Here is a 25,348-nt window from a genome sequence, read left to right on the forward strand (position 1 = left end):
TCGCGCTCGGCTAGGCGGGCGTCATGTGGTCCCTCATGATACACGGCGGCTCGGGCGCCATGCACCCCGACACGCTCGATCCCGCGCAGGAAAAAGCCGCGCGCGCCGGTCTTTCCGACGCCTTGGTCGCGGGCGAGAAAATTCTCGGCAACGGTGGTACGGCCGTCGACGCGGTGGAGGCCGCCGCGCGCGTCCTGGAAGAAGATCCTGCCTTCAATGCCGGACGGGGCAGCGTGCTCGCCGCCGACGGACATGTCGAATGCGACGCCGCCATCATGGAAGGCGCCAACCGACGCGCCGGAGCAGTCGCGGGGCTACGGTCGACGCGCGCGCCCGTCACCGCCGCGCGGCGCGTGATGGAAGACAGTCCCCACGTCCTGATCGCCAAGGCGGGCGCCGACGACTTCGCGCGCGAAGCGGGACTGGAGCAGGTCGCCAACAGTTGGTTCGTGACGACCGAACGTCGTCGCCAGCTCGACGAATTGCTCGCCAAGGGTCACGACGCGTTCGATGCGGAAATCAAATATGGCACCATCGGCGCGGTCGCGGTCGATGCGGCGGGCCATGTCGCCGCCGCCACCTCGACCGGGGGGCTGACCGCCAAGCGCTGGGGCCGGATCGGCGATTCGCCGTTGATCGGCGCGGGCACCTATGCCGACGATCGCGCCGCAGCGGTCAGCGCGACGGGGCTGGGCGAAGTCTTCATTCGCACCTGCGCCGCGCACGAAATCTGTGCCCGCATGCGCTTTTGCGGCCATGGACTGCAGCAGGCACTGGACGACGTCTTGGCCGAGATCGGCTCGCTCGGCGGTACCGGTGGCCTTATCGCGGTCGCCCCGACGGGGGAATCGGCGTGGAGCTTCACGACGCCCGGGATGTACCGCGGACGCGTATCGGCGAACGGGAATCGCGACGTGTCGGTGTTCGGCGAGGACTGATTGTCAGCCGGCCTTGTACGGCAAGGCTTCGCGCGCCCACTCGATTTCCTGCGCCACGGCCGCCCGTTCGCTGTCGAGGAATTGCGCCACGGCCGCCCGAAAGCCGGGATCGGGAAGGTAATGCGCGGAGAAGGTGCGCACCGGCTCGTAACCGCGCGCAAGCTTGTGTTCGCCCTGCGCACCCGCCTGCACGACCGCCTTGCCCTCGCGGATCGCCCAGTCGATCGCGCGATAGTAGCTCAGTTCGAAATGCAGCCCCGGGCGGTCGACCAAAGTGCCCCAGTAGCGGCCGTATAGCTCGTCTGATCCCACGAGGTTGAGCGCGCCCGCGACCGGCACGCCGTCCTCGCGCGCGAGGAACAGGAGCAACGCGTCGCCGAGCGCCTCGACCACTCCCTCGAAGAACGCGCGGGTCAGGTAGGGACGCCCCCATTTGCGATGTCCGGTGTCCTGATAGAATGCCCACATCGCCGCGATCGCCTCGTCGCCGATGTCCGACCCCCGCAGTTCCTCGATCTCCAGTCCTTCGACCGCGCGCGACCGTTCCTTGCGGATGGCCTTGCGCTTGCGGCTCGACAGGGCGTCGAGGAAGGCGTCGAAATCGGCATAATCGCGGTTGAACCAGTGGAACTGCAGCCCCTCGCGAATGAGCCAGCCGCGGTCGGCGAAAGCGGCCCGATCCTCGTCCTCGATGAAGGTCGCGTGGGCACTCGACAGCTGGTTCTGCCGCGTCACCGCCTCCAGCGCCGCGATCAGCGTTGTCCTGTCGTCCCCCAGTAACCGCCGCCCGGGGCACGGCGTGAAGGGCGAGGCGACCTGCAGCTTGGGGTAGTAGGCCCCGCCCGCCCGCTCGAACGCATCGGCCCAGCCGTGGTCGAAGACATATTCGCCCTGGCTGTGGCTCTTCAGGTAGGTGGGCGCGAATGCCAGCGGTTCTCCGTCACGCTCGACTACGACGTGGAGCGGGTCCCAACCCGTTCCCTCGCCAACGCTTTCCGAAGTTTCGAGCAGCGACAGGAAGGCATGTCCGACGCACGGGTCGCCGCCCGCCAGCGCGTCCCACCGCGCCGCCGGTATCGTCTCGATCTCGGCGATCAGCCTGGCGACGGGGTCGGAAGCGGGCGTGTCCATCGCCCTTCTATGTGAGGACGGGCGCAGGCGCCCGCAACCGCGCGACGACGGACTTAGCCGCGAACCTTCACGATCGCGTCGATCTCGACCGCGACGCCGAGCGGAAGCACGTTGACCCCGACTGCGCTGCGAGCGTGCCGTCCGGCTTCGCCGAAGACGTCCTGCATCAGGTCGCTGGCGCCGTTGATAACCTTGGGCTGGTCGCTGAAATCGGGGGTCGAATTGACGAATCCGCCCAGCTTCACGATCTTCTCGACCCGGTCGAGGTCACCGAGCGCAGCCTTCATCTGTGCGATCAGCCCGATGCCGCAGCGCCGCGCCGCGGCCTGTCCGCGCTCGACGTTATAATCCTCGCCCAGCCGCCCGACGATGAGGCTGCCGTCCTCGTTCATCGAGATCTGGCCCGAAATATGCAGAAAACCGGCGCTTTCCACGTAGGGAAGATAGCTGGCGACGGGTTTGGCGGGCGCGGACAGCTTGATGCGCAGCTCTTCGAGGCGCTGATCGATGGTGCTCATGAGCGTCGGTTAGGCCCCGGCGTCGGGGTCGGTCAAGACTTCCGCTCTACCGCGAAGCCGGCGAAACTCTGCCGTGTCGGCATCAGTTCGAGGCGGTTGATGTTGACGTTCGCGGGCAGCATCGCGACCCAGCGGATCGCCTCGGCGATATCCTCTGCCGTCATCGGGTCCATATCGGCATAGAGCGTGTCGGACGCCTGCTGGTCGCCGCCGTTGCGCACCAGCGTGAATTCGGTTTCCACCATGCCGGGTTCGATACTCGTCACCCGCACGCCGGTCCCCGCGAGGTCGCTGCGCAGGCTCAACCCGAATTGCGTCAGGAACGCCTTGGTCGCGCCATAGACCGCGCCGCCGCGATAGGGGTAGCTGCCCGCCACGCTGGACAGGTTGACGATCCCCCCCGACCGCTCGACCAGCGTCGGTAGAAGCGCGCGCGTGATCCCGACCAGCCCGTCCATGTTGGTATGCATCGCATTCAGCTGAGCATCGAGATCGGCGTCCTGGAAATCGTCCATCGGCGGCGCAAGGCCCGCGTTGTTGACCAACAGGTCGATTTCCCACCAGTCGTCCGGCAACTGGCGCACGATCCGCTGCAGATCCTCGATCGCGCGCATGTCGCCGACGATCGGATGAAAGGCGCCGCCCAGTTCCTCGCCGAGCGCGTCGAGCCGGTCCTTGCGCCGACCCAGACCGACGATCCGCCAGCCCTCGCCAGCCAGCGCCCGAGCGGTCGCCGCGCCGATCCCTGCCGTCGCGCCGGTGATGAATGCCGTCTTGGTCATGCCGTCTCCCATTGTTCGAGAATCCATGTTGTCGCCTCGGCCCAGTCGTCGATGCGTGCGTGCGCATCCTCGGCCTTCGCCACGTGGGGTGCCAGAGCGGGTTCGGAGATCATGTGGAGCCGCCGGACATCGGGCGCATGCTTGGCGACCGAGGCGTGCTGTCCCGCCAGATCGTCGACGAAGACCGTGGCACTCGGCGCGTGGCGTTCGACGAGCTCGACCACCGGACGCCCCTTGCCCCCGCGGTTGGTCACGACCTCGTGCTCCAGCCCAAATCCCTTCAACTGCTCGACGCGGAGCGCGTGCGCCTCGTGCCCGATATTGGTGAGGATGACGATGTCGCCCGTTTCGCCCAAGGTTTCCAGCGCCTGCTTCGCACCAGGTACGAGCGTCTGGCGATGCATTTCCTCGGCGAAGAATTGCGCCAGTAGCGGCCACACCTGATCGGCGGGCACGGTCGCCCCCATGTCGCGATAGGTCAGCGCACCCTCGAACGTGCCGCCTTCGAAGGCGAAGTCGATGCCGCGCGCTTCGTCGAGCCAGTCGCGGAAATGCGACACCATGTGCAACAGCACCTCGTCGCAGTCGCAGATGAGCAGCGGTCTAGCCATGATCGAGCTGCTCCCGCGCCGCCACCAGCCGTCCGGGGGGGACGCCGATATCGTCCGCCACCGCGACCAGATCGGGCTCGTGCGCCTCGAGGAAGGTCAGGACCGCCGACAGGGTGGTGGGATCGTCCGCACGCTCGCGCAGGTCCGCCGCCGCCAGCCCCGTAGTCGCCAGCAGACGTTCCGCGCGGCGCGGATCGGCGAGCGTCGCGGCCAGCGCGTGGAGGCCCAACGTCGCCGCATCGTTTGGAATTTGTGAAGTCATCGCCTACAGCCACAAGCTCCGGTGGGTGTCAGGGGTTCCGTCCGAATGGCGAAGATCATGGTTGTCGAGGATAACGCCCTCAACATCAAGCTCTTCTGCGACCTGCTGACGGCGCACGGGCACGAGACGCGCGGAGTGACCGACAGCCGCGAGGCGATGGAGGTGGCGCGCGAGCTGGAGCCCGACCTCGTCATCACCGATATCCAGCTGCCGCACATCGATGGAATGGAATTGATGCGGCGGCTGCGCGCGGACGAGACGCTGTGCCGCGTGCCGATCATGGCGGTGACCGCCTATGCCGCCGAGGGCGACGACGAGCGCATCCGGCAGGCGGGCGCGCAGGCCTATGTGTCCAAGCCTATTTCGGTGGCCCGCTTCGCCGAAACGGTCGGCGAACTGCTCGACGCGGGACCGGTGCCCGAACAATGCGCCGACGAGGCTACAGCCGTACAAACGCAAGACGGGGCCGTTACCGACCCCGCCTCATCCACCTGAAATCGGATCGAGCGCGAACGCGCTACTTGATCTTGGCTTCCTTGAACTCGACGTGCTTGCGCGCGACGGGATCATATTTGCGGAAGGTCATCTTTTCGGTGATGTTCCGGGGATTTTTCTTCGTGACGTAGAAGAAGCCCGTGTCGGCGGTGCTGACGAGCTTGATCTTGACGGTTGCGGGCTTCGCCATGGCAGGGGCTTTCCGATTCGAATCGTGAAACAAAAAGGGCAGCGGAAGCGCCGCCGCCCGGATCGCCGCGTCTCCTGACGCCGGAGCGGCATTTTGTCAAGGGACGACGGGGGGAGCGAAACGCGTACATCGGCGGTTGAACCTCCGATGCGCGCCTTCTCCCAACTTCTCGACGACCTCACCTATACGCGGTCGCGCAACGCCAAGCTGCGGCGGATCGGCGACTATCTGACGAGCGCGCCCGATCCCGATCGCGGCATCGCGCTCGCGGCGCTGACGGGCACGCTCGACATTCCGCACGTGAAACCCGCCGCCGTGCGCGCCCTGGCCGAGGAACGGATCGACCCCATCCTCTACAAGATGAGCCGCGACTATGTCGGGGACAGCGCCGAGACGATCTCGCTGCTGTGGCCCGACGCGGCCGACGGGCGGCCCGACATCGACGACGGCACGGTGCGGATCTCCGACGCGGTCATGCAGTTGCAGGCCGCAAAGAAGGCCGAGGCCCCTGCGCTGCTGGCGACCATGCTCGACCATCTCGACCCGTCGGGGCGCTACGCGCTGATCAAGCTGGCATCCGGCGCGCTGCGCGTCGGGGTGTCGGCGCGGCTGGCGAAAGTGGCGTTCGCGCAGGCGTTCGAGCTCGACGTCGAAGCGGTGGAGGAAGTCTGGCACGCGATGGAGCCGCCCTTCACCGAGCTGTTCGACTGGGCCGAGGGGCGCAGCGAACCGCCCGACGTCGCCGACCTTCCGGTGTTCCGGCCCTTCATGCTCGCCCACCCGCTGGAGGACGACGAGACGGTCGACCTTTCCGACTATGCAGCCGAATGGAAATGGGACGGCATCCGCGTCCAGCTCGTCCGGGCGGGCGGAGAGACGCGGCTCTACAGCCGGACGGGCGATGACATCGGCGGCAGCTTTCCCGACGTCTGCAACGCCTTCGACGTGGAGGGCGTGGTCGACGGCGAGTTACTGGTACGCGGCAAGCACCAGGGGGGCGAGGCGGGCAGTTTCAACGCGCTCCAGCAGCGACTGGGCCGCAAGAACGTCAGCGCAAAGATGCAGAAGGAGGCGCCGGCCTTCGTGCGGCTGTACGACATCCTGATCGACGGTCGCGACGATGTGCGGAAGCTCGGATGGGCGGAACGGCGCAAGGTGCTGGAAGATTTCCTGCCCCGGCTCGACCCCAACCGATTCGATCTCAGCAAGGTCGTCGAGGCCGAGAATTTCGACGCGCTTGCCGATCTGCGCGAGGAAGCGCGGGACAGCGGGGTCGAGGGACTGATGCTCAAGCGCCGCGATTCGCCGTATGTCGCGGGACGCAAGGTTGGCCTGTGGTACAAATGGAAGCGCGATCCGCTGACCGCCGATTGCGTGATGATGTACGCGCAGCGCGGATCGGGAAAGCGATCGAGCTTCTTCTCCGACTACACCTTCGGCTGCTGGACCGAGGACGAGCAGTTGCTGCCGGTCGGCAAGGCCTATTTCGGCTTTACCGACGAGGAACTGAAATGGCTCGACAAGTTCGTTCGCAACAACACCGTCAACCGGTTCGGACCGGTGCGCGAAGTGGAAAAAACGCTCGTGATCGAAGTCGCGTTCGATTCGATCCACAAGTCGGCGCGGCACAAGTCGGGCCTCGCGATGCGTTTTCCCCGGATCGCGCGCATCCGCGAGGACAAGCCGGCGCACGAGGCCGATACGATCGCGGGGCTGCAGAAACTGGTGACGTGAGCGACGGGGCGAAGCTTTTCATCGCCCTGGGGCTGGGATGGGTCGGGCTCGCCGCGGGCCTGATCCTCTCCGGAGCGGCACCGCTACGATTGTTGGGCGAGCCGGTAGCCGTCCTGCTGGCGATGGTCTGGACCGCTCCTGGAGCGCTGATCTACCTCTTTACCCAGCAATGGCTCGGGACGCACTGGTGGCGCCTTTTCCTCGCCGCGCTGGGAACCGCGCTCGTCGTGAGCTTCGGCTACAAATGGCTCCAGTGGCCCGGTGCGCCTCCGCAAGTGATCGTCAATTTGCTGCGCTACAGCATCGCCGCGGCGCTGGGCGCCGCCACGGGTTTCTGGTCCGGGCTCAGGCTGACACGCTTCGAGCCGCTGTCGCGTGCCTAGCGACCGACTGCCGGTGCGTCCTCGCGAGCGCCGTTCAGCGCGGTAAGCCGCTGACCCGCCGCGCGAAAACGGGCGGCACACGCATCGAACACCGGCTGGACGTCCTTGTTCGCCAGATTGGCGCCGACCGATTGCGCCGCGGTGCGCAGATCGGCGTCACTCACCGACCGGGCGTCGACGCGGCCGATGTAGAAGGTCGACACCGGCATCAACCGGGGCGCCATCGTCTCGTCCTGCTGCGCCGCGGCGGACAGGACCGAGATGCAGGACAGGTCGAACTGCAGACTGTCGGCGGCGGGAACGGGCGCGGGCTGGAAGGCGAGAGCAAGGGAAGCAAGTAACATGGAAGAATCCTGTTCGTCGTGAGGCTCCGTACGGGAGCGGAAAATCGAGCGCGGCCCCTAGCACTTTCGTGCCGATGATGGACAACCACCGTGATGCCGCGCCGTGGCGCAGATGCGATGGGGCGAGCGCGATGCGGGGTCCGGACACCAAAAAGGGCTGCCGCCACGCAATGGTGACGGCAGCCCTTTTTTCCGGCCGGTAGCCCTAGCTGGCGGGCTTCAGGTTCACCGCCGCATACTTGCCGCGCCGATCGACCTCGAGATCGAAGTCGAAGCGATCGCCTTCGTTGATCGAGGCGAGGCCGGCGCGTTCGACCGCGCTGATGTGTACGAACGCATCGGGTTGGCCGTCGTCGCGCTGGATGAAGCCGAAGCCCTTCATGGAATTGAAGAACTTCACCGTTCCCGAGGCACTTTCGCCGGTCAGCTCGCGCTGGTTGCCGCCGCCGCCGCCAGCGGCCGCACCGCCGCCACCGCCACCGCGTTCGACCGCCATCGGCTCGCCGTCGATGACCAGATTGGTCGCGCTGACCTTGCCGCCGCGATCGACGAGCGTGAATTCCAGCGGCTGCCCGTCGGCGAGATCGGAAAGACCGGCCTGCTCGACCGCGCTGATGTGCACGAACACGTCTTCGCCGCCATCGTCACGGACGATGAAGCCGAAACCCTTTTGCGGGTTGAAGAATTTGACGACGCCTTTGCCTTCGCCGACGACCTGCGGGGGCATGCCGCCACCGCCGCCGCCACCGCGATAGCCGCCACCACCGCCACCGCCGCCGCGATAGCCACCGCCGCCGCCGCCGCCGTAGCCGCCACCGCCACCGCGATCGCCATAACCACCGCCACCGCTGCGGTCCTGATAGCCGCCACCGCCGCCATAGCCGCCGCCGCGATCGCCACCGCCGCGATAGCCACCGCCACCGCCGCCGTAGTTTCCGCCGCCGCCGGAGCGGTCGTCGTAGGAAGGCCGACCCTCGAACGGATCGCCTTCGCCAAACATGTTGTCCCGTTTATCGCGACCGCGCCCACCGCGATCACCTTTACGCCCTCGATCGTAACCCATGCCCGTCCAAACTTCTTCGCCCCGTAATCACCTTCAAAAGCCAGCACCGCACCGGGCGAGCGGACACAGCTTTCCGGCACGGAATCGGCCCATGCCTGCGCGGCAGCATATACCAACTTTTCTTGCGCTCCTACCGATTCCTCCCAAATCCGCGGAATTCGCCTACTGGCAAGTCTCGATGTGTGTCGCTAGAAGCACGGTCTCACCCCGCGCGACGAGCTAGAAGGACCTGATATGGCAGTGCATTTCCACGAGGAGGACCTGCCCGAGGACGTGACCTTCGCGCCCGGTCCGATCGCGGTCGATACCGAGGCGATGGGGCTTTATCCGGGTCGCGACCGACTGTGTCTCGTCCAGTTGTCGGACGGCGGACCCGACGAACATCTCGTCCGATTCTCGCCCGGCAGCGATTATGCGGCGCCGCAGTTGAAGGCGCTGCTCGCCGACGAGGACCGGCTCAAGATCTATCATTTCGCGCGCTTCGACATCGGCATCATGGCCGCCTATCTCGGCATCATGGCGGCGCCGCTCTACTGCACCCGCACGGTCAGCCGCCTGATCCGCACCTATACCGACCGCCACGGGCTGAAGGAGCTGGTCAAGGAAGTGCTGGGCGAAGACATCTCCAAGCAGCAGCAATCCAGCGACTGGGGCGGCCCGACCCTCTCGGATGCGCAACGCGACTATGCCGCCAGCGACGTGCGCTATCTCCACCGCCTCAAGGAAGAACTCGACAAGCGGCTCGAACGCGAACATCGGGTCGAGCTGGCGGAAGGGATTTTCGAGTTCCTTCCGACCCGCGCGCTGCTCGATCTCGAGGGTTGGGGTGACGTCGACCTGCTGGCGCACAGCTAGACCATGGGCCGCGCCGCCCGCGACGCGCGCGTGGACAAGCGCCGCTGGGCGCGTCCCGGGGGTGGCCACGACGCGCTGGTGCGGATCGGCAAATGGCTGATCCCCGCGGCCTTTCTGGCGGTGTTCGCCTGGCTCGCGGTGATCCCCTTCCTTGCCCGCGACGACAACAGCTTCCTGCTCGACAAGGAAGAGGTCGATCGGGCCGAGGAACGGATGCGCGTCGAGGAAGCCCGCTATCGCGGCGAGGACGACGAGGGCCGGTCCTTCCTGATCGTCGCGGCCGAAGCGGTTCAGGAATCGAGCCGCGTGCCGATCGTCGTCATTCGCGGGATGGCGGCACGCCTCGCGACCGACGACGGGCCGGTCACGGTCGTCGCGCCGCGCGCCCGCTACGATATCGAAGAGAAGCTGGTCGAGGTCGACGGGCCGCTCGAGGCGCGCGGGCCCGACAGTTATCGGCTCGACACCCGCGATGTCGTAATCGATCTCGACACCAACGAGATGCGTGCCGACGGCGGGGTCAGCGGCGCGACCAATGTCGGCACCTTCGCTGCCCGTTCGATGCGCGCCGATCTCGATAGCCGCACGGTCGTGCTGGAAGGCGGCGTGCGCTTGAAAATCGAACAGGGGGCGTTCAGATAAGCAACATGCGTGCCAGACCGATCATCGCCATCCTGCTCCTGCTCGGCCTCGCCGGGACCGCGAGCGCGCAGCAGAGTAGCGGCCAGAACAGCATCCTCGCCGGACACGACACCGGCGCGGACGTGTTCTTCGACGCCGACCGTCTCGAACTTCTCGACCGGGAGGATCGGGTTCTGCTCGTCGGCAATGTGGTGGCGCGCCAGGCGGGCCTCACGTTGCGCACCTCGCGCTTGCGGGTCGCCTATGCAGATACCGGGGGGATCGACATCAGCCGGCTCGATGCCTCGGGCGGGGTCACGCTCACGTCTGCCAGCGAAACGGCACGCGGGGACTATGCCGTCTACGACATCGACGACGGGCTGATCACGGTGGTCGGCGACGTGCGCCTGCAGCAGGGGTCGAACGAACTGGTGGGCGAGCGGCTGACGATCGATCTCGACAGCGGACGCGCAGTCATCGACGGGGGCCCGCGCGGCATCGACCAGTCGGGCGGACGCGTGTCGGGCCGGTTCACGGTGCCCGAGCGCGACTGATGCTTCCCGCAGCCGAGGCCGATCACCGCACCGACCTTTCGGAAATTCCCGAGGAAGTCGCGTACCGGGGGCTTCAGGTGCAGTCGATCGCCAAGAGCTACGACAAGAATGTCGTGCTGAAGGACGTGTCGATGGCGGTCGCGCGGGGCGAGGTCGTCGGGCTGCTGGGCCCCAACGGCGCGGGCAAGACGACCAGCTTCTATTCGGTGATGGGGCTCGTCCGGCCCGACGCGGGGCGGATCATCCTCGACGGCGAGGACATCACGGGCCTCCCCATGTATCGCCGCGCGATCCTCGGCCTCGGCTATCTGCCGCAGGAAACCAGCATCTTTCGCGGGCTGACGGTCGAGCAGAATATCCTGTCGGTTCTGGAGATCAGCGAGCCGAATCGCACCGACCGCGAGGCCCGGCTCGAGAGGCTGCTCGACGAATTCGGGCTGACACGCCTGCGCACCAGCCCCGCGATGGCGTTGTCGGGGGGCGAGCGGCGTCGTTGCGAGATCGCGCGCGCGCTGGCGGCCAGCCCGTCGATCATGCTGCTGGACGAACCGTTCGCGGGGATCGATCCGCTGTCGATCTCCGACATTCGCGATCTCATTATCGACCTCAAGCAGCGCGACATCGGCGTGCTCATCACCGATCACAACGTGCGCGAGACGCTGGAGATCGTCGATCGCGCCTGCATCATCTACGACGGGCAGGTCCTGTTCCAGGGTACGCCGCAGGCGTTGGTCGCCGATGCCGAGGTTCGGCGGCTCTATCTCGGTGAAAGTTTTGCCCTTTAGGGTGGCGTAATGGCCCTCGGACCCAGCCTCGATATCCGCGTCTCGCAGCAGCTGGTGATGACCCAGCAATTGCAGCAGGCGATCAAGCTGCTGGCGCTGTCCGCCATCGAGGTCGAGGCGGTGGTCGAGGAGGAACTGGCGAAAAACCCGCTGCTCGAGCGGGGCGGCGACGATGGCGGTGCGGAGGAGGCACCCGACAGGGCACCGGATAGCCAGGACGAGGTGGAAGGGTCGGGCGCGGACGAGCGCATCGGCGATGACGGGGCGTTGGATTACGATGCGGGCGAGGCCGCGCGCGAGACCGATTGTCTTCCCGACCTGCCGATGGCGTCGGCGGGCGAGGCGTTCGATTTCGAACGGCTCGAGGATCGGCCCGCCAGCCTGAAGGAGCATCTGCTGGCCCAACTGGCCGGGACGCCGGGAGCGCTCGGGGCGGCGGCCGAGGCGATCGTCCACAGCCTCGCCGAAACCGGCTATCTGGAACGAGCGCTGGAAGACATGTCCGACAGCCTCGGCGCGCCGATCGAGGAAATGGAAGCGGCGCTGGTGCTGGTCCAGGGGCTCGACCCCGCGGGTGTGGGCGCCCGATCGCTGGCCGAGTGCCTGCGCCTCCAGGCGATCGCCGCCGACCGGCACGATCCCGCGATGGCGCGGCTGATCGACAATCTGGATCTGCTCGCCAAGGGCCGGATGAAGGATCTGCGGCGCATCTGCCAGGTCGACGAGGACGACCTTGCCGATATGGTCGCCGAGCTTCGTGCCTACGATCCCAAGCCCGGGTGCCGTTTCACGGGGACGCCCGCGACCGACATCCTGCCCGACGTACTGGTCGAGAAGGGCGCGGAGGGGTGGCAGGTGACGCTGAACCCCGATGCGTTGCCGCGGGTGCTGGTCAATCGCGCCTATCATGCCGAGCTAAAGGCGGGGGCGAACGACAAGGCGGCGCGGACGTGGCTGGCCGACCAGCTGCACGAGGCGAGTTTTCTGGTAAAAGCTCTGGACCAGCGCGCGCAGACCATCCTCAAGACCGCGATCGAGATCGTCCGGGTGCAGGAAGGCTTCTTCCGCCACGGCGTGTCGGCCCTGAAACCGCTGACCCTCGCTGCCGTGGCCGAGAAGATCGACGTCCACGAAAGCACCGTCAGCCGCGTGACCAGCAACAAGTACCTGTTCTGCGAACGCGGGCTGTTCGAACTCAAATATTTCTTCGGCTCGGGCGTCGGGTCGGCGGACAGTGACGAGGGGGCGAGCGCGCTGGCGGTCAAGTCGGCGATCAAGAAGCTCATCGACGAGGAGGAGAAGATCCTGTCGGACGATGCGCTGGTGAAGGAGCTGCGCGCGCAAGGCTACGACCTGGCGCGTCGCACCGTCGCCAAATATCGGGAAGCGATGGGACTCGGGTCGAGCGTCCAGCGACGGCGCCAGCGCAAGATGGAACGGGGCCGCTAGAGCGCCAGCCGCGCCCAGACCGGGAAATGATCGCTGGCGCTTTTCGCGAGCGCGCTGCGATGGACGCCCGATCCGGCGATGTTGGCGCGCCGGTCGACGAAGATCTTATCGAGCGGCGCGATGGGACGGCGGGTGTGATAGCTGGGTCCGCAGGCAGCGCATTCATAGTCGGCATCGAGCGCATCGAGGCTGTTGGGGCTGGTGCGCCATTCGTTGGTGTCGGCGGCGATGACCGTCGGCATGTCGGTGCCGAGCGCCGTGATCGTGTCGAGGATCGCCTTTACCTGTCGCGCGCGATAGAGGCCGGAAAGATCGAGATGCGCGCCGACGACGCGCAACGCCCGCCCACCGAGCTCGACTTCCGCCACCAGGGCGCCGCGCGGTTCGAGGCTGGGCAGGTCGAGACAGATTGCGTTCGTGACCTCGACCCCGTGGCGGACCAGAATGGCGTTGCCATGCCAGCCGAGATTGCGCGTATCCAGCCGGTCGAGAAACCGGCGCGTGAGCGCATGGTCGGGCACGCGGTCGAGCAATTTGTCGTGGCTCTGCCCCGCGGGAACGAGCTGCCAATTCTCGTGCGCGTGAAGCAGGTCGATGGGGATGGCGCCGCCCCGCGACCCGACGCGCTTGTCGGCTTCCTGGAGCACCGCGATATCGGCGCCGATCTCGTCGAGCACCGACAGGACGCGATCGGGATCGCGCCGCCGGTCGGTCCCGATACATTTGCGGATGTTGTAGGAGGCAAGGGTCAGGGTCACCCGGGGTCAACAAGCCCCCGCAAGCCCCGTTCCCCTAAACGTCGAGGTTCGCGACGCTGAGTGCGTTGTCCTGGATGAATTCGCGCCGGGGTTCGACGACATCGCCCATCAGTCGGGTGAAGATTTCGTCGGCGACATCGGCCTGGTCGACCGCCACGCGCAGGAGCGCGCGATTGTCGGGGTCGAGCGTGGTTTCCCACAGCTGGTCGGCGTTCATTTCGCCCAGCCCCTTGTAGCGCTGGATCGACAGGCCCTTGCGGCCCGCGGCGAGGACGGCGTCGAGCAGCGCGGTCGGTCGGTCGACGAGGGTGATGTTCTTCGCATCCTCGTCGGCATCGGCTTTCTTGAGCGTCGCGGGCTGCTGATAGGTGCTCACCATTTCGGCACCCAAAGCGTGGAGCTTGCGCGCCTCGGCGGAGCGGAGGAAGTTGCCGCCCACGCGCACGGCGTCGGTGACACCGCGCCATTCGCGACGCAGGACCAGGTCCTCGCCATCGATGCCGCCCGACCAGTCGGCCTCCGGATCGATCAGCTTGAGACGTTCCGCCGCGCGGCCTGCGGCCTCGGCAAGCCCATCGCCCGACAGCTCGGGATCGAGCGCACCGGCGAGCGCCAGCGTTTCGATATGTTCGGGTTCGTAGCGGCGCGGCGCATAGCCGAGCAATGCGCGCATCCGCCGCGCCTGCTTGACCAGATCGCGAAGGCCGGGACCCGTGTGATCGCCGTCGACGGCCGCGAGAATCAGCCCTTCGATCCCCGCATCGACGAGATAATCGTCGAGCGCGGCATTGTCCTTCAGATACACCTCGCTCTTGCCGCGCCCCACTTTGTAGAGCGGCGGCTGGGCGATGTAGAGATGCCCCGCCTCGATCAGCTCGGGCATCTGGCGATAGAAGAAGGTCAGGAGCAGCGTGCGGATATGCGCGCCGTCGACGTCGGCGTCGGTCATGATGACGATTTTGTGGTAGCGCAGCTTCTCGACGTTGAAATCCTCGCGCCCGATCCCGGTCCCCAGCGCCTGGATCAGCGTTCCGATTTCCTTGGACCCCAGCATCCGGTCGAAGCGCGCGCGCTCGACGTTGAGGATCTTGCCCTTCAGGGGAAGGATCGCCTGCGTCTTGCGGTCCCGGCCCTGCTTGGCTGAGCCGCCGGCGCTGTCACCCTCGACCAGGAAAAGTTCGGACTTGGCCGGATCCTTTTCCTGACAATCGGCGAGCTTGCCGGGAAGTGAGGCGACGGTCATCGCGCCCTTGCGGGTCATTTCGCGGGCACGCTTGGCAGCCTCGCGCGCCGCGGCCGCATCGATGACCTTCTGGATGATCGCCTTGGCGGGCTCGGGATTTTCCTCAAGCCATTCGCGAAGCTTGTCGCTCATGAGGCTTTCGAGCGGCTGGCGCACTTCGGAGCTGACCAGCTTGTCCTTGGTCTGCGACCCGAACTTGGGGTCGGGCAGCTTGACCGAGACGATCGCCGTCAATCCTTCGCGCATGTCGTCGCCGGTCAGGCTGACCTTCTGCTTCTTCAGGAGGCCCGTCTGTTCCGAATAGCCGTTGAGCGTGCGCGTCAGCGCCGAGCGGAAGGCGGCGAGATGGGTACCGCCGTCGCGCTGTGGGATGTTGTTCGTGAAGGCGAGGACATTCTCGTAATAGCTGTCGTTCCATTCGAGCGCGACTTCGATGCCGATGTCGTCGCGTTGCCCGGTGATGGCGATCGGTTCGATCAGCGCGGTCTTGGCGCGGTCGAGATATTCGACGAAGGCGGCGATCCCGCCCTCGTAATACATCTCGACTTCCTTGCGCTCGTCGTGCCGTTCGTCGGCGAGCAAGATGCGCACGCCCGAGTTGAGGAACGCCAGTTCGCGGAAACGGTGTTCGAGCCGATCGAAGTCGAACTCGACGGTCTTGAACGTGTTGCCAGAGGGCAGGAAGGTAACCTTGGTGCCCTTGCGACCCTCGGCCTCGCCGACGACGCGGAGGCTTTCCACCGCATTGCCGTGCTCGAAGCGCATCCAATGCTCCTTGCCGTCGCGCCAGACGGTGAGCTCGAGCCATTCGGACAGCGCGTTGACGACCGATACGCCGACGCCATGGAGCCCGCCGGAGACCTTGTAGGCATTCTCGTCGCTGGTGTTCTCGAACTTTCCGCCCGCGTGCAGCTGGGTCATGATGACCTCGGCGGCGCTGACGCCTTCTTCCTTGTGCATGTCGACAGGAATACCGCGGCCGTTGTCCTCCACGCTCACCGATCCGTCGGCATTGAGGGTGATCAGCACACGGTCGCAATGCCCCGCCAGCGCCTCGTCGATGGCGTTGTCGGACACTTCGAAGACCATGTGGTGAAGACCCGAACCATCGTCGGTATCGCCGATATACATGCCCGGCCGCTTGCGGACCGCGTCGAGGCCCTTGAGCACCTTGATGCTGTCGGCACCGTAAGCGGATTGGTTCTGTTCGTTTGCCATAAGGTTTTCGTCAGTTTTTCAAGAGGTTGGGAGTGGCCGGAGAGGGCATGATCATGCCCGATCGATATGGGGATCGGTGGCCGGAATTTCCATGCCCGGTTTATGGCAGAATCGGGGTGCGAGGCCAAGGCTTTTGGCCGGAATTCGCGGTCTTTCCGAGACGCCGTGCTGGGAGGCGTTCGGAGCGGGGTTGGGCCATTTTCCGACGCCGCGCGTTGGGGCGCCAGACAAGGGGAAGGCTCTCATCATGCCGCAATGGCGCTGGTTCATCGCCCAGCTGGGCAAACGCATCTGGTTTCGCGCCGCGCTGATCGGTGCGCTGTCGGTGGTTCTGGCGCTGATGGCGCCGTTCATCGCGCCCCTCCTCCCCTATGAATTCGGCAAGATCGGGTCGAGCGCGGTCGACAATATCCTGACCGTGCTGGCGTCGTCGATGCTGGCGGTGACGACCTTTTCGCTGACCGCGATGGTGACGGCCTTTTCGGGCGCCAGCCAGTCGGGGACCCCGCGGGCGACCGAACTGCTGGTCGAGGACGCGGCGGCACAGAACGCCCTCTCGACGTTCCTGGGTGCCTTCCTCTTCTCGATCGTCGGGATCATCGCGCTGAAGACGGGTTTCTACGGCGTGCAGGGGCGCGCGGTCCTGCTGATCGGGACGATCGGGGTGATCATCTGGATCGTCGTCGTTCTGCTGCACTGGATCGGCCAGCTGACCCACTTCGGAAGGATGGCCGACACGATCGAGCGGGTCGAGCGCAAGGCGCGCAAGGCGCTGGGTCGCTATGCCGGGCCGCTCGACATCGAGGGCAAGAGCCGCCGTCATCCGCCTGACCAAGCCATGATGAGCATTTTCCCCGATCGCACCGGCTACGTCGCGCACGTCGACCGATCGAAGCTGAGCGAGGTGGCGGTCGACTGCTGTCTCGACGTCCATCTGGTCGCGCCGGCGGGAACGTTCGTCGATCGCACGCGCGCCCTTGCGTGGATTGCCGAGGAGCCCGCGGACAAGGAAGAATGCGAGAAGATCGCCGACAAGCTGCGCCGCCGCTTCACCATCGCGGACGAGCGCGATTTCGATCAGGATCCGCGGTTCGGAGTGGTCGTGCTGGGCGAGATCGCGAGCCGCGCGCTGTCCCCCGCGGTCAACGATCCCGGCACCGCGATCGCGGTGCTGTCAGCGGGAATGCGGGTGTTCGACACGTTCATCGACGCTCTCGACGAGGAAGAGAATGGGACCGAGCGCGGTCTCGACAAGCTGGTCGAGCCGGGCCTGAGTCTCGAAGAGATGGTGCGCGACCTGATCGTTCCGATCGCGCGCGACGGGGCGGCGCTGGTCGAGGTGCATCTGCGGGTCCAGGAGATCCTCGGCGCGGTGCATCGGCGGCTGGAGGGGCGCACCGATGCGTTCCGGACGATCGCCCGCGAGGCGTTCGACCGGTCGATGAAGGCGCTCGACAGCGAGCCCGACGAAAAAAGGCTCAAGGAGGCGCACGAACGCGCGTTCGGCGACACTAATCCCGAAGGACCGTTCCACCGCGCACGGTGAAGCGCGCCGCCCCGGGGCCGATCGCGTCGAACAGGGCGGGCTCGGTACCGGTCACGAACACCTGCCCTAGTCCGTCCAGCAGTGCGAACAGCGCGCTGCGGCGATCGGGGTCGAGGTGCGCGGCCACTTCGTCGAACAGCAGGATGGGCGGCATGTCGCGCCGTTCGGCGACGCGCCGGGCATGGGCGAGCGTGATGCCGAGGAGCAGCGCCTTCTGTTCGCCCGTCGAACAACTGGCGGCGGGTTCGCCCTTTGTGCCCAGCGTCACGTCGAGGTCGCTGCGATGCGGCCCCACCAGCGTCCGCCCGGCGGCCGCGTCGCGGCGGCGCGATGCCGCGAGCAGGGGAGCGATCGGGGCGCCGTCATATCCCACGAGCCGCAGGTCGGCGCGCGGAAATCCGTCGCCACCGACCTCGGCATCGGACAGCGCATCGAGCGTCCGCAGCCGCGCGTCGTGAAGCGCGTGCCCCGCCTCGGCCATTCGCGCTTCCAGCGCGTCGAGCCAGCTTCGGTCGGGCGAGGCTTCTTCGGCCAGCAGGCGATTGCGTTCGCGCATGGCCCGCTCGTAGGCGGACGCGATCCGGGCATGGCCGGGCTCGAGCGCCAGCGTAAGACGGTCGAGAAAGGCCCGGCGCCCGCTCGCGCCCTCAAGGAACAACCGGTCCATCGCCGGGGTGAGCCACAGGATCGCCAGTCGCTCGGCCAGCGCCGCGGCGGGCTGGGTCGCGCCGTTGATGCGCACGATCCTTCGGTCGGGATTGGCGGGCTGAGTGCCGACGCCGACGTCGCTGCCATCGTCGAGCCGCGCCGCGATCGCGAAGCCCCCCGCCCCCTCGCGCCGCGCCATGCTGGCCAGCGCCGCACGCCGCATTCCGCGCCCCGGCGCGAGCAGCGAGACGGCCTCGAGGATGTTGGTTTTTCCGGCGCCGTTGGGACCGGTCAGGACGGTGAATCCCGGTGCGGGCTCGATGAGCGTTTCCGCATGATTGCGAAAGTCGGTGAGCGCGAGGCGGGTGATCATCGGGTCGATCCTCGCATCACCAGAATGGGGAGACCCGCCCCGTCGATCGCGCGCCGAGAAAGCGTACGGGTCGCTCGGGACCCGGGATCCCTTCGCGCTGGCCGCGCTGACGTCGCTCAGACGATATTAGGCTCGGCAGCTCAGACCCGCATCGGCATGACGACGTAGAGCGCAGGGCTCTGGTCGTTTTCGCGCAGCAGCGTGGGTGCCGCGGCGTCGGCGAAATGGACTTCGACCGTGTCGCCTTCGATTTCGTGGAGGATGTCCATGAGAAAGCGCGAGTTGAAGCCGATTTCGAGCTTGTCAGAGCGATAGTCGGCGGGGACTTCCTCGACCGCCACGCCGTTTTCGGGGCTGGTCACCGACAGCGTCAGCTTGTCGTTTTCGACCGAGAGCTTGACCGCACGGGTCTTTTCGTTGGCGATGGTCGCGACGCGGTCGACCCCCGACAGGAAGCTCTTGGGATCGAGCTTCATCAGCTTGTCGTTGGCGGTCGGGATGACGCGGTTATAGTCCGGGAACTTGCCGTCGATGAGCTTGCTGGTCAGCGTCGCGGCGCCGAGGCCGAAGCGGATCTTGCTGTCCGACAGCGAGACTTCGACGCTGCCTTCGACCTCGTCGAGCAGCTTGCGCAGTTCGGCGACGCATTTCTTGGGCACGATGATGTCGGGCATACCGTCGGCGCCGTCGGGCTTGTCGACCGTCACGCGGGCGAGGCGGTTGCCGTCAGTCGCGGCGGCTTTGAGCACGTCGCCGTCGACATGGAAGAAGATGCCCATCAGATAGTAACGCGTTTCCTCGGTCGAGATGGCGAAGCGCGTCTTGTCGATGATCTGGCGCAGCGTGGCGCCGGGCAGTTCGAAGCGGGTCGGCAGTTCGCCCTCCGCGATGACCGGGAAATCATCGCGCGGCAGCGTCTGGAGATTGAAGCGCGAGCGCCCGGCGACGACCTGCATCTTGCCGTCGGCGGCGGTCAGTTCGACCTGGCTGCCGTCGGGCAGCTTGCGGACGATGTCGAACAGGGTGTGCGCGGGAACCGTGGTGGCCCCGCCCTGCGCGACGTCGGCCTCGACCGTTTCGTCGACCTGGAGGTCGAGATCGGTGGCCATCAGCCGCAGGCCCGAACCTTCGGTAGCCTCGAGCAGGACGTTGGAGAGGATAGGGATGGTGTTGCGCCGTTCCACCACCGATTGAACATGGCTGAGGCTCTTGAGAAGAACCGCCCGTTCGAGTGTCGCCTTCATTGCGCTGCTAGCCCCCGGAGTGTCTGACATGGTCACGTGTTGATGTGCCCCGGACTATAACGACCAAGAGGCGTCGCGCCAGCCCCAATCAGGGCTCGACGCGAGGGTCTTTCGTCGCAAGACGCGAATGCGGACAAGCGCGCTCCTGCCGGACGGCGAGCGGGACTGCGCGCCGGTATCCCGTCCGGATCGGCCTCTAGCTAGTGAGCAGCCCGTCGATCCGGTGCAGTGCGCCGTTTTCGAGCGTCGTTTCGCCAGGGGTAAGCGCCACCGCGCCGCCGCCCGCGGAGACGGTCAGCCCGCCTTCGCCCTGCGCGAGGGTGAGGTCGCTGCCGCCGTAGGTGGGAAGCGTCAGTCCGTCGTCCCCCGCCTGTTCGAGTGCGTTGGTGATGTCCTCGGCGAGAATCGTGCCGGGCAGAATGTGAAGCGTCAGGATCGCCGCCAGCTCTTCCTTGTCCTCGGGCAGTTCCTCGGGGAAGGCGCTGTCGGGGGGCAGGAGGACCGTATAGGGCTCGGGACCTTCGAAAAGGGTCTGGAGACCCGCTTCCTCCAACGCCGCTGCGAAGCGGCTGTCGGCGGGGATGGCGCCGGTGAGCGTTTCGGTTTCGGCGGCGCCTTCCTCGGTCACGCTGGCGGGTTCGTCCGAACCACAGGCGGCGAGCGGAAGGGCGAGAGCCGCGAGCGCGGCGGTAACGGTCAGTCTGTTCATCACACAATCGCCTCGATGATTTCCGACACCAGCATCGTCGTCGGATCGACGCGATAGATGTAGCCGTCGGAGTAGCGGTAGTAATTTTCCGGGCTGTCGGAATAGCGCGCACGATAGGGCTGCGGCACGTTATAGACCGAATAGGCGCTGGGCAGGCGCTGGCCGACCGCCACGTCGCCGGTCAGCAGCGCGGCCACGGCCTGGATGATCTGCGTTTCGGGATTGACCCGATAGATCGCGCCGTCGCCGTAGCGATAACTGGGATCGCTGTAATAATCGCGATACTGGTAGGGCAGATTATAGCTGTCGTACGCGGTCGGGTAGCGGGTGCCGACCGGATAATAATAGCCGCGGCGGTCATAGAGCGGGATCAGCCCGTCGATGATGTCGCCGGCCCCGATCCGATACAGGAAGTCGTCGCCGATCCGATAGCGATAGTCGTTGTCGCGGCCATACCAGTCCCGGTAGGCACCGAAGAGGTCGCGTTCGGCGTAGCGCGGCTCGAAACGCTGGCCGTAGAGCTGTCGTGCCTGGCCGGGGGGGAGGCAGCCGTTGTTCTTCTTGGCAAGACCCGGCGGGCAGTCGTTGCGATAGTCGTTGCCGTAGCTTCCGTAGCGGAAGATGGGTGCATCGACGACGCGGCGGTCGATCACGCGGTCGACGTTCCGGTCGACGACCCGATCCACGATCGTGGCGTTGCCGCGATTGTTGCCGTTCCCGTTGCCGTTCCCGCGCCCGTTGTTGCCACGCGCCTGGGCGAGGCCGCGATCGGCGCGCTGGACGCGAACACGGTCGTTACCGTTGCCGTTGCCTCGACCGTTGCCGCGAGCCTCGGGCGGACCGCCATTGCCACGGTTCGCATTACCGTTGCCGTTGCCGCGGTTGCCACGATCGGCGTTGCCGTTGCCGCGACCGGGCGCGCCGCGGGCATTGCCGTTTCCATTGCCGTTGCCGCGTTCGGCGTTGCCATTGCCCTTCCCGTTGCCCTGGCCGGGCTGGGCGGAAGCGGGGACGGTGAACGCGAGCGCGGCGGCTCCGATCATGAGGGACGCAAGACGCATGAATGATCTCCTTCGGCGGTTCCAACCGAAAGAGGGCCGAAACGGTTCCTTACGTTTCGTCCACCCAGTCGTCGGCAATGCGGCGCGAGGCCATCCACATGAGCAGCGCGGCGACGAGGTAGAAGACCAGCACGATGATCGCGGCGTAGCGCAGCGAATCGGCTCCGTAGCTGGCGCGAAGCGCGTCGGAGATGGCACCGATCAGCAGCGGTCCGACACCCAGTCCGACAAGATTGTTGATGAGCAGGAAGCTGCCGCTGGCGGTGGCGCGCAGGGGTTGGGCGACGATATGCTGGATCGCGGTCGTGACCGGGCCGAGCCACAGAATGTTGAGCGCATTGGGCAGCAGCAGCAGGATCCACACGAAGACGAGATCGTCGCTCATCAGTCCGATGGCGTAGAGCGGGGCGGTGACCAGCCAGGCGATCGCCGGCAGACGCGCGTACCAGGCCTTGTTTCGGGTCCCCAGCTTGTCGGCGAAATAGCCGCCCGCCAGCACCCCGATCGTACCGCCGATGAGCAGATGCGACCCCATGAACTGACCCGCGCCGATCAGGCTCATGTCGAAGGAGCGGATGAGGACGCTGGGGATCCAGATGGCCAGCCCGTATCCGCACAACGAGGACAGCGAGGAGGCGAATGCCATCAGCCAGAAGGTCGGCTTGCGTGCGATGAGCGGGAAGACGCCCATGAGTTCGCCGATCTTCGACGGCTGTCCGGTGAGCCGGGGCGGATCCTTCACGACCATCTTGAAGATTGGCGCGAAGATGATGCCCGCAACGCCCATCGTGATGAAGGCGGCCTGCCAGTTCACGGCTTCGGCGATGTAGGCGCCCAGCAAAGTTCCGCCGCCGAGGCCCACCGGCACCCCGAGCGAGAAGATCGCCAGCGCTCGCGCGCGGCGGGCCGGCGGGAAATAGTCTGCGATCAGCGCGTAGGAGGGGGCGACCCCGCCCGCTTCGCCGATGCCGACGCCGAGACGGTAGAGGAACAGTTGCGTGAAGCTGGTGGCCGTGCCGCAAAGCGCGGTGAAGCCCGACCAGACCGCGACCGCGCCCGCGATGACACCCGAACGGCTGGTGCGGTCGGCAAGCATGGCGAGGGGCACGCCGAGGAAACTGTAGAGCAAGGCGAAGGCAAGGCCGCCGACCGCGCCGAATTCGGCATCGGACAGGCCGAGGTCTTCCTTGATCGGCTGCGCGAGGATGCCGAGGATCTGGCGATCGAGGAAATTGAAGATATAGGCGATGAGGAGCATCCCCAGCACCACGTTCGCGCTGGGACCGCTGCGCCCCGCTGCCGCATGTGTCGCCATTGCCTGTTATCCTCCCCAAAAAAACCGGGCCGCCGCCTCCCCGCGGGGAAGTCGGCGGCCCGTCGGTTGTACCTGCTTGCGCGCTAGAAGCTATAGCCAACCGAGACGAGGAACTGGCGCGGCGCACCGTAGTAAGCGGTCAGCGTGCCTTCGGTCCCGAGCGTCGGGATCGGATTGCCGGTCGGCGAGAGGACGAGGTCGCCCGTGTCGGGGTTCTGCAGCAGGAAGTTGTAGCCCGAGACGATGTAGCGTTCGTCGGTCAGGTTCTTGCCGTAGGCGCCGATGGTCCAGTTGCCGCCCGGAAGTTCGTAGGTGACACCCGCATCCCACAGGAAGAAACCCTCCTGATCGAGCGGGGAGGCCAGTTCGAACTGCTGGCTGTCGCCGCGATAGGAGAGGGTCGTGTTGACCGTAAGATCCCCCTCGCGGACGGGCGCCGCGTAGGTGAGCGTGCCGCTGGCGGTGATGTCGGGGGTGTTCTGTATTTCCCGGTTGTCCGACACGTCGATCCCGCGCGCGTCGATATATTCAAGGAAATCGGCGTCGAGCAGCCCCAGCGACCAGCCGAAGTTGAGCCGCGGCCCGAAGCGATCGCCGAACAGCATCGCGTTGCCCTCGACCTCGAGCCCGCGGATGCGCGCTTCGGCGGCGTTGGTGGTGATCCCGATGAAGGTCTGGTTCCCCTGTGCATCGGTGGTGCCGATCGACCCCGGGATTTGGACGTTCTCGTAATCGGCCTGGAACAGCGCGGCGGCGATGTAGATCCGATCGTCGGCTAGATTGCCCTTCCAGCCCAGTTCGTAGCTTTTCACTTCCTCGGGATCGAAGGCGAAGAAGTCGAAGACCTCGCCCGGGCTGACGGTGCCGTCACCGTCGAGATCGGGCGCCGCGGTGGACTGGCCACGCGGATCGAAGCCGCCGCCCTTGAAGCCTTCGGCGTAGCTTGCGTAGAAATTATGGTCGGGCGTCGGCTGATAGCTGATCGAGGCGCGCGGCGTGAAGGCCGTGTCCTTGCGCTGGCCGTTGAAGTCCGAGGTAGTCGCGAAAACCACCCCCGCTCCGCCGAAGATGGGCGAGCCGCCGCCGAGATAGGTCTCGCGGAAGACGGTGCTGTCGCGTCGGTCCTCGGTGTAACGGCCGCCGAGCGAGACGCTGATCGTCGGGGTGACGTCGAAGGTCACGTCGCCGAAGATCGCCCAGGTCTCGGTATCGACCTCGCCCTGCGTGAGCGCGGTCAGGCCGTTCAACGCCGTGAAGAGGCGAACGTCGAAGACCGTGTCGGCGGTCGCGTCGAGATAATAGGCGCCGAGCAGACCCTGAACGGGCCCGCGGTCGATGAGCAACTGCAGTTCCTGGCTGAGCTGTTCGTTCTCGTAGATGGCGGGCACGTCGAGATCGACGGCGGCGAGCGAATCGAAATCGATGGGCGTCGCGCTGTAATCGTCGCGCCAGGCGGTGATCGACTTCAGCGTGAAGGAGTCGCCGATCGGAGCTTCGAGCGTCAGTGCGACGCCCTGAGCGGTGACTTCCTGTTCGGGATCGAGAAGCCCGCCGCGGCTGTCGAATTCGTCGTCGAGCAGCGGGGCGCCGGATACCAGACCGGTGATCAGCCGCGACCCGCCGCGCGGGTTCGAACGATCCTCGGTATAGTCGTAGGCGATGCGCGCGTTGAACGCGTCGGGGTCGCCCGCTTCGGCGCTCAGGCGGAACGCGCGCACGTCCTTATTGTAGTTCTCGAGCCCCGTGGTGAGGTTCTCGCCGAAACCGTTGTTCTGCAGAATGGCCGCGCCCGCGCCGACGCGCACGACGTCGCCGATCGGGGTAGAGAGCTTGGCGGTCAGGTCGGTCTGCCCATAGCTGCCGAGCGTGCCGCGGATCGCCCCCGAGAAATCGTCGGGCAGCCGGCGGGTGACGTACTTGACGGCGCCGCCGATGGTGTTGCGCCCGTAGAGGGTGCCCTGCGGGCCGCGCAGCACCTCGATCCGCTCGACGTCGTAGATGTCGAGGACCGCGCCTTGCGGACGGTTGAGATAGACGTCATCGAGATAGATGCCGACGCCCTGTTCGAAACCCGCCACGGGATCCTGCTGGCCGACGCCGCGGATGAAGGCGGTGAGCGTGGAATTGGTCCCGCGCGAGGCTTCCAGCGTCACGTTGGGCGTGGTGTCGGCGATGTCGGTGATGTCGAGCGCGGCCTGCCGCTCGAGGACTTCGCCGGTGTAGGCGGTGACCGACAGCGGCACGTCCTGCAGGCTTTCCGCGCGGCGGCGGGCGGTGATGACGATGGCGCCGCCGTCCTCGGCCTCGTTGGCGACGGTGGCGGCGTCGGGTTCCTCGTCGACCTCCTGCTGGGCGTAGGCCGGCGCGGCCGCGATCGCGAGACCGCCGGTGCCGGCAAGAAGCATGGTGCGAATCATAGTCGTCGTGCGGATCATCTTATCCTCCCCTGATGGTCCCGGTCCCCGGGCGGCGCGGTGTCCTGACAATCACCGCGTCCTCGAAAGACCCAATACTGAAA

The 25,348-nt window shown here is 66.4% G+C and carries 25 protein-coding genes and 1 pseudogene; 10 read left to right on the forward strand and 16 right to left on the reverse strand.

Going from position 1 to position 25,348, the window contains the following annotated elements:
• The first annotated feature begins 23 nt into the window (after nt 1-23).
• A complete protein-coding gene (locus WJT74_RS10350) occupies nt 24-938 on the forward strand; it encodes an isoaspartyl peptidase/L-asparaginase family protein (RefSeq protein WP_343344505.1) in 915 nt (304 codons plus the stop codon).
• A gap of 3 nt (nt 939-941) precedes the next feature.
• Here WJT74_RS10350 and WJT74_RS10355 read toward each other — a convergent pair whose 3' ends face one another.
• The 5 genes from WJT74_RS10355 to WJT74_RS10375 are packed head-to-tail and all read right to left on the reverse strand — an operon-like array spanning nt 942 to nt 4,242.
• Nucleotides 942-2,069 carry a GNAT family N-acetyltransferase gene (locus tag WJT74_RS10355; protein ID WP_343344507.1) on the reverse strand — a complete coding sequence of 376 codons (1,128 nt, stop codon included), beginning with the start codon at nt 2,067-2,069 and terminating at the stop codon, nt 942-944.
• A 53-nt stretch (nt 2,070-2,122) separates the two neighbouring features.
• On the reverse strand, nt 2,123-2,587 hold the full coding sequence (locus WJT74_RS10360; protein ID WP_343344509.1) for a RidA family protein: 465 nt from the start codon (nt 2,585-2,587) through the stop codon (nt 2,123-2,125).
• Nucleotides 2,588-2,619: 32 nt separating this feature from the next.
• Nucleotides 2,620-3,369 (reverse strand): SDR family NAD(P)-dependent oxidoreductase, encoded by a 750-nt coding sequence (locus WJT74_RS10365; RefSeq protein WP_343344512.1) that lies wholly within the window; start codon nt 3,367-3,369, stop codon nt 2,620-2,622.
• The gene (locus WJT74_RS10370; RefSeq protein ID WP_343344515.1) at nt 3,366-3,980 is read right to left on the reverse strand and encodes an HAD family hydrolase; all 615 of its coding nucleotides are present in this window, start codon (nt 3,978-3,980) and stop codon (nt 3,366-3,368) included. Before WJT74_RS10370 ends, WJT74_RS10365 begins: the two co-directional genes overlap by 4 nt.
• Nucleotides 3,973-4,242: a DUF3572 family protein gene (locus tag WJT74_RS10375; protein WP_343344518.1), complete on the reverse strand. Its 270-nt coding sequence runs from the start codon at nt 4,240-4,242 to the stop codon at nt 3,973-3,975. Before WJT74_RS10375 ends, WJT74_RS10370 begins: the two co-directional genes overlap by 8 nt.
• 45 nt (nt 4,243-4,287) lie before the next feature.
• On the opposite strand from WJT74_RS10375, the pseudogene WJT74_RS10380 reads away from it, so the two are divergent.
• Nucleotides 4,288-4,644 (forward strand): annotated as a pseudogene (locus tag WJT74_RS10380) (response regulator); the annotation flags it as partial.
• Nucleotides 4,645-4,759: 115 nt separating this feature from the next.
• Here the strand turns inward: WJT74_RS10380 and rpmG are convergent.
• The gene (rpmG, locus tag WJT74_RS10385; protein ID WP_022672986.1) at nt 4,760-4,927 is read right to left on the reverse strand and encodes a 50S ribosomal protein L33; all 168 of its coding nucleotides are present in this window, start codon (nt 4,925-4,927) and stop codon (nt 4,760-4,762) included.
• A gap of 147 nt (nt 4,928-5,074) precedes the next feature.
• Here rpmG and WJT74_RS10390 point away from each other — a divergent pair, with 147 nt between their 5' ends.
• Together WJT74_RS10390 and WJT74_RS10395 are read left to right on the forward strand one after the other, a co-directional pair.
• Nucleotides 5,075-6,661, forward strand: a complete 1,587-nt coding sequence (locus WJT74_RS10390) for a cisplatin damage response ATP-dependent DNA ligase (protein ID WP_343344521.1) — start codon at nt 5,075-5,077, stop codon at nt 6,659-6,661.
• Entirely contained in the window at nt 6,658-7,044 is a 387-nt protein-coding gene (locus WJT74_RS10395) for a hypothetical protein (protein ID WP_343344523.1), read from the forward strand. The genes WJT74_RS10390 and WJT74_RS10395 overlap by 4 nt, the downstream gene beginning before the upstream one ends.
• On the opposite strand, the gene WJT74_RS10400 is transcribed toward WJT74_RS10395, so the two are convergent.
• Complete coding sequence (locus WJT74_RS10400) at nt 7,041-7,388, reverse strand: hypothetical protein (protein ID WP_343344526.1); 348 nt, start codon at nt 7,386-7,388, stop codon at nt 7,041-7,043. The two genes, WJT74_RS10395 and WJT74_RS10400, sit on opposite strands and share 4 nt — an antisense overlap.
• 205 nt (nt 7,389-7,593) lie before the next feature.
• Nucleotides 7,594-8,451, reverse strand: a complete 858-nt coding sequence (locus tag WJT74_RS10405; protein ID WP_343344528.1) for a cold-shock protein — start codon at nt 8,449-8,451, stop codon at nt 7,594-7,596.
• Between the two features lie 234 nt (nt 8,452-8,685).
• Between WJT74_RS10405 and WJT74_RS10410 the strand changes: the two genes are divergently transcribed.
• Genes WJT74_RS10410 through rpoN form a run of 5 tightly spaced genes read left to right on the forward strand, consistent with a single transcriptional unit; the run spans nt 8,686 to nt 12,715 of the window.
• Nucleotides 8,686-9,306, forward strand: a complete 621-nt coding sequence (locus WJT74_RS10410) for a ribonuclease D (RefSeq protein ID WP_343344530.1) — start codon at nt 8,686-8,688, stop codon at nt 9,304-9,306.
• 3 nt (nt 9,307-9,309) lie between these two features.
• On the forward strand, nt 9,310-9,948 hold the full coding sequence (gene lptC, locus WJT74_RS10415) for an LPS export ABC transporter periplasmic protein LptC (protein WP_343344532.1): 639 nt from the start codon (nt 9,310-9,312) through the stop codon (nt 9,946-9,948).
• A gap of 5 nt (nt 9,949-9,953) precedes the next feature.
• Nucleotides 9,954-10,481 carry an LptA/OstA family protein gene (locus WJT74_RS10420; RefSeq protein ID WP_343344534.1) on the forward strand — a complete coding sequence of 176 codons (528 nt, stop codon included), beginning with the start codon at nt 9,954-9,956 and terminating at the stop codon, nt 10,479-10,481.
• Nucleotides 10,481-11,266, forward strand: coding sequence for an LPS export ABC transporter ATP-binding protein (gene lptB, locus WJT74_RS10425; protein WP_343344536.1), 786 nt, complete (start codon nt 10,481-10,483; stop codon nt 11,264-11,266). Before WJT74_RS10420 ends, lptB begins: the two co-directional genes overlap by 1 nt.
• 9 nt (nt 11,267-11,275) lie before the next feature.
• Entirely contained in the window at nt 11,276-12,715 is a 1,440-nt protein-coding gene (rpoN, locus tag WJT74_RS10430) for an RNA polymerase factor sigma-54 (RefSeq protein WP_343344538.1), read from the forward strand.
• Here the strand turns inward: rpoN and WJT74_RS10435 are convergent.
• On the reverse strand, nt 12,712-13,473 hold the full coding sequence (locus WJT74_RS10435; RefSeq protein ID WP_343344540.1) for an endonuclease/exonuclease/phosphatase family protein: 762 nt from the start codon (nt 13,471-13,473) through the stop codon (nt 12,712-12,714). The two genes, rpoN and WJT74_RS10435, sit on opposite strands and share 4 nt — an antisense overlap.
• Nucleotides 13,474-13,507: 34 nt before the next feature.
• Complete coding sequence (gene gyrB / locus WJT74_RS10440) at nt 13,508-15,934, reverse strand: DNA topoisomerase (ATP-hydrolyzing) subunit B (protein ID WP_343344542.1); 2,427 nt, start codon at nt 15,932-15,934, stop codon at nt 13,508-13,510.
• 247 nt (nt 15,935-16,181) lie between these two features.
• Between gyrB and WJT74_RS10445 the strand changes: the two genes are divergently transcribed.
• Nucleotides 16,182-17,480 (forward strand): DUF2254 domain-containing protein, encoded by a 1,299-nt coding sequence (locus WJT74_RS10445; protein WP_343344544.1) that lies wholly within the window; start codon nt 16,182-16,184, stop codon nt 17,478-17,480.
• Here the strand turns inward: WJT74_RS10445 and recF are convergent.
• From recF to WJT74_RS10475, 6 genes are all read right to left on the reverse strand, one after another.
• Nucleotides 17,446-18,501 (reverse strand): DNA replication/repair protein RecF, encoded by a 1,056-nt coding sequence (recF, locus tag WJT74_RS10450; RefSeq protein WP_343344546.1) that lies wholly within the window; start codon nt 18,499-18,501, stop codon nt 17,446-17,448. The two genes, WJT74_RS10445 and recF, sit on opposite strands and share 35 nt — an antisense overlap.
• Nucleotides 18,502-18,641: 140 nt before the next feature.
• Entirely contained in the window at nt 18,642-19,745 is a 1,104-nt protein-coding gene (gene dnaN, locus WJT74_RS10455; protein WP_343344548.1) for a DNA polymerase III subunit beta, read from the reverse strand.
• Between the two features lie 196 nt (nt 19,746-19,941).
• Entirely contained in the window at nt 19,942-20,454 is a 513-nt protein-coding gene (locus WJT74_RS10460; RefSeq protein WP_343344550.1) for a fasciclin domain-containing protein, read from the reverse strand.
• The gene (locus tag WJT74_RS10465) at nt 20,454-21,515 is read right to left on the reverse strand and encodes a hypothetical protein (RefSeq protein WP_343344553.1); all 1,062 of its coding nucleotides are present in this window, start codon (nt 21,513-21,515) and stop codon (nt 20,454-20,456) included. Before WJT74_RS10465 ends, WJT74_RS10460 begins: the two co-directional genes overlap by 1 nt.
• 49 nt (nt 21,516-21,564) lie before the next feature.
• On the reverse strand, nt 21,565-22,830 hold the full coding sequence (locus tag WJT74_RS10470; protein ID WP_343344555.1) for a spinster family MFS transporter: 1,266 nt from the start codon (nt 22,828-22,830) through the stop codon (nt 21,565-21,567).
• An 83-nt stretch (nt 22,831-22,913) separates the two neighbouring features.
• Nucleotides 22,914-25,265, reverse strand: a complete 2,352-nt coding sequence (locus WJT74_RS10475; protein ID WP_343344559.1) for a TonB-dependent receptor — start codon at nt 25,263-25,265, stop codon at nt 22,914-22,916.
• Nucleotides 25,266-25,348: the final 83 nt, after the last annotated feature.

Source organism: Sphingomicrobium sp. XHP0239, assembly GCF_039555325.1.
Classification (GTDB): Bacteria; Pseudomonadota; Alphaproteobacteria; order Sphingomonadales; family Sphingomonadaceae; genus Sphingomicrobium; species Sphingomicrobium maritimum.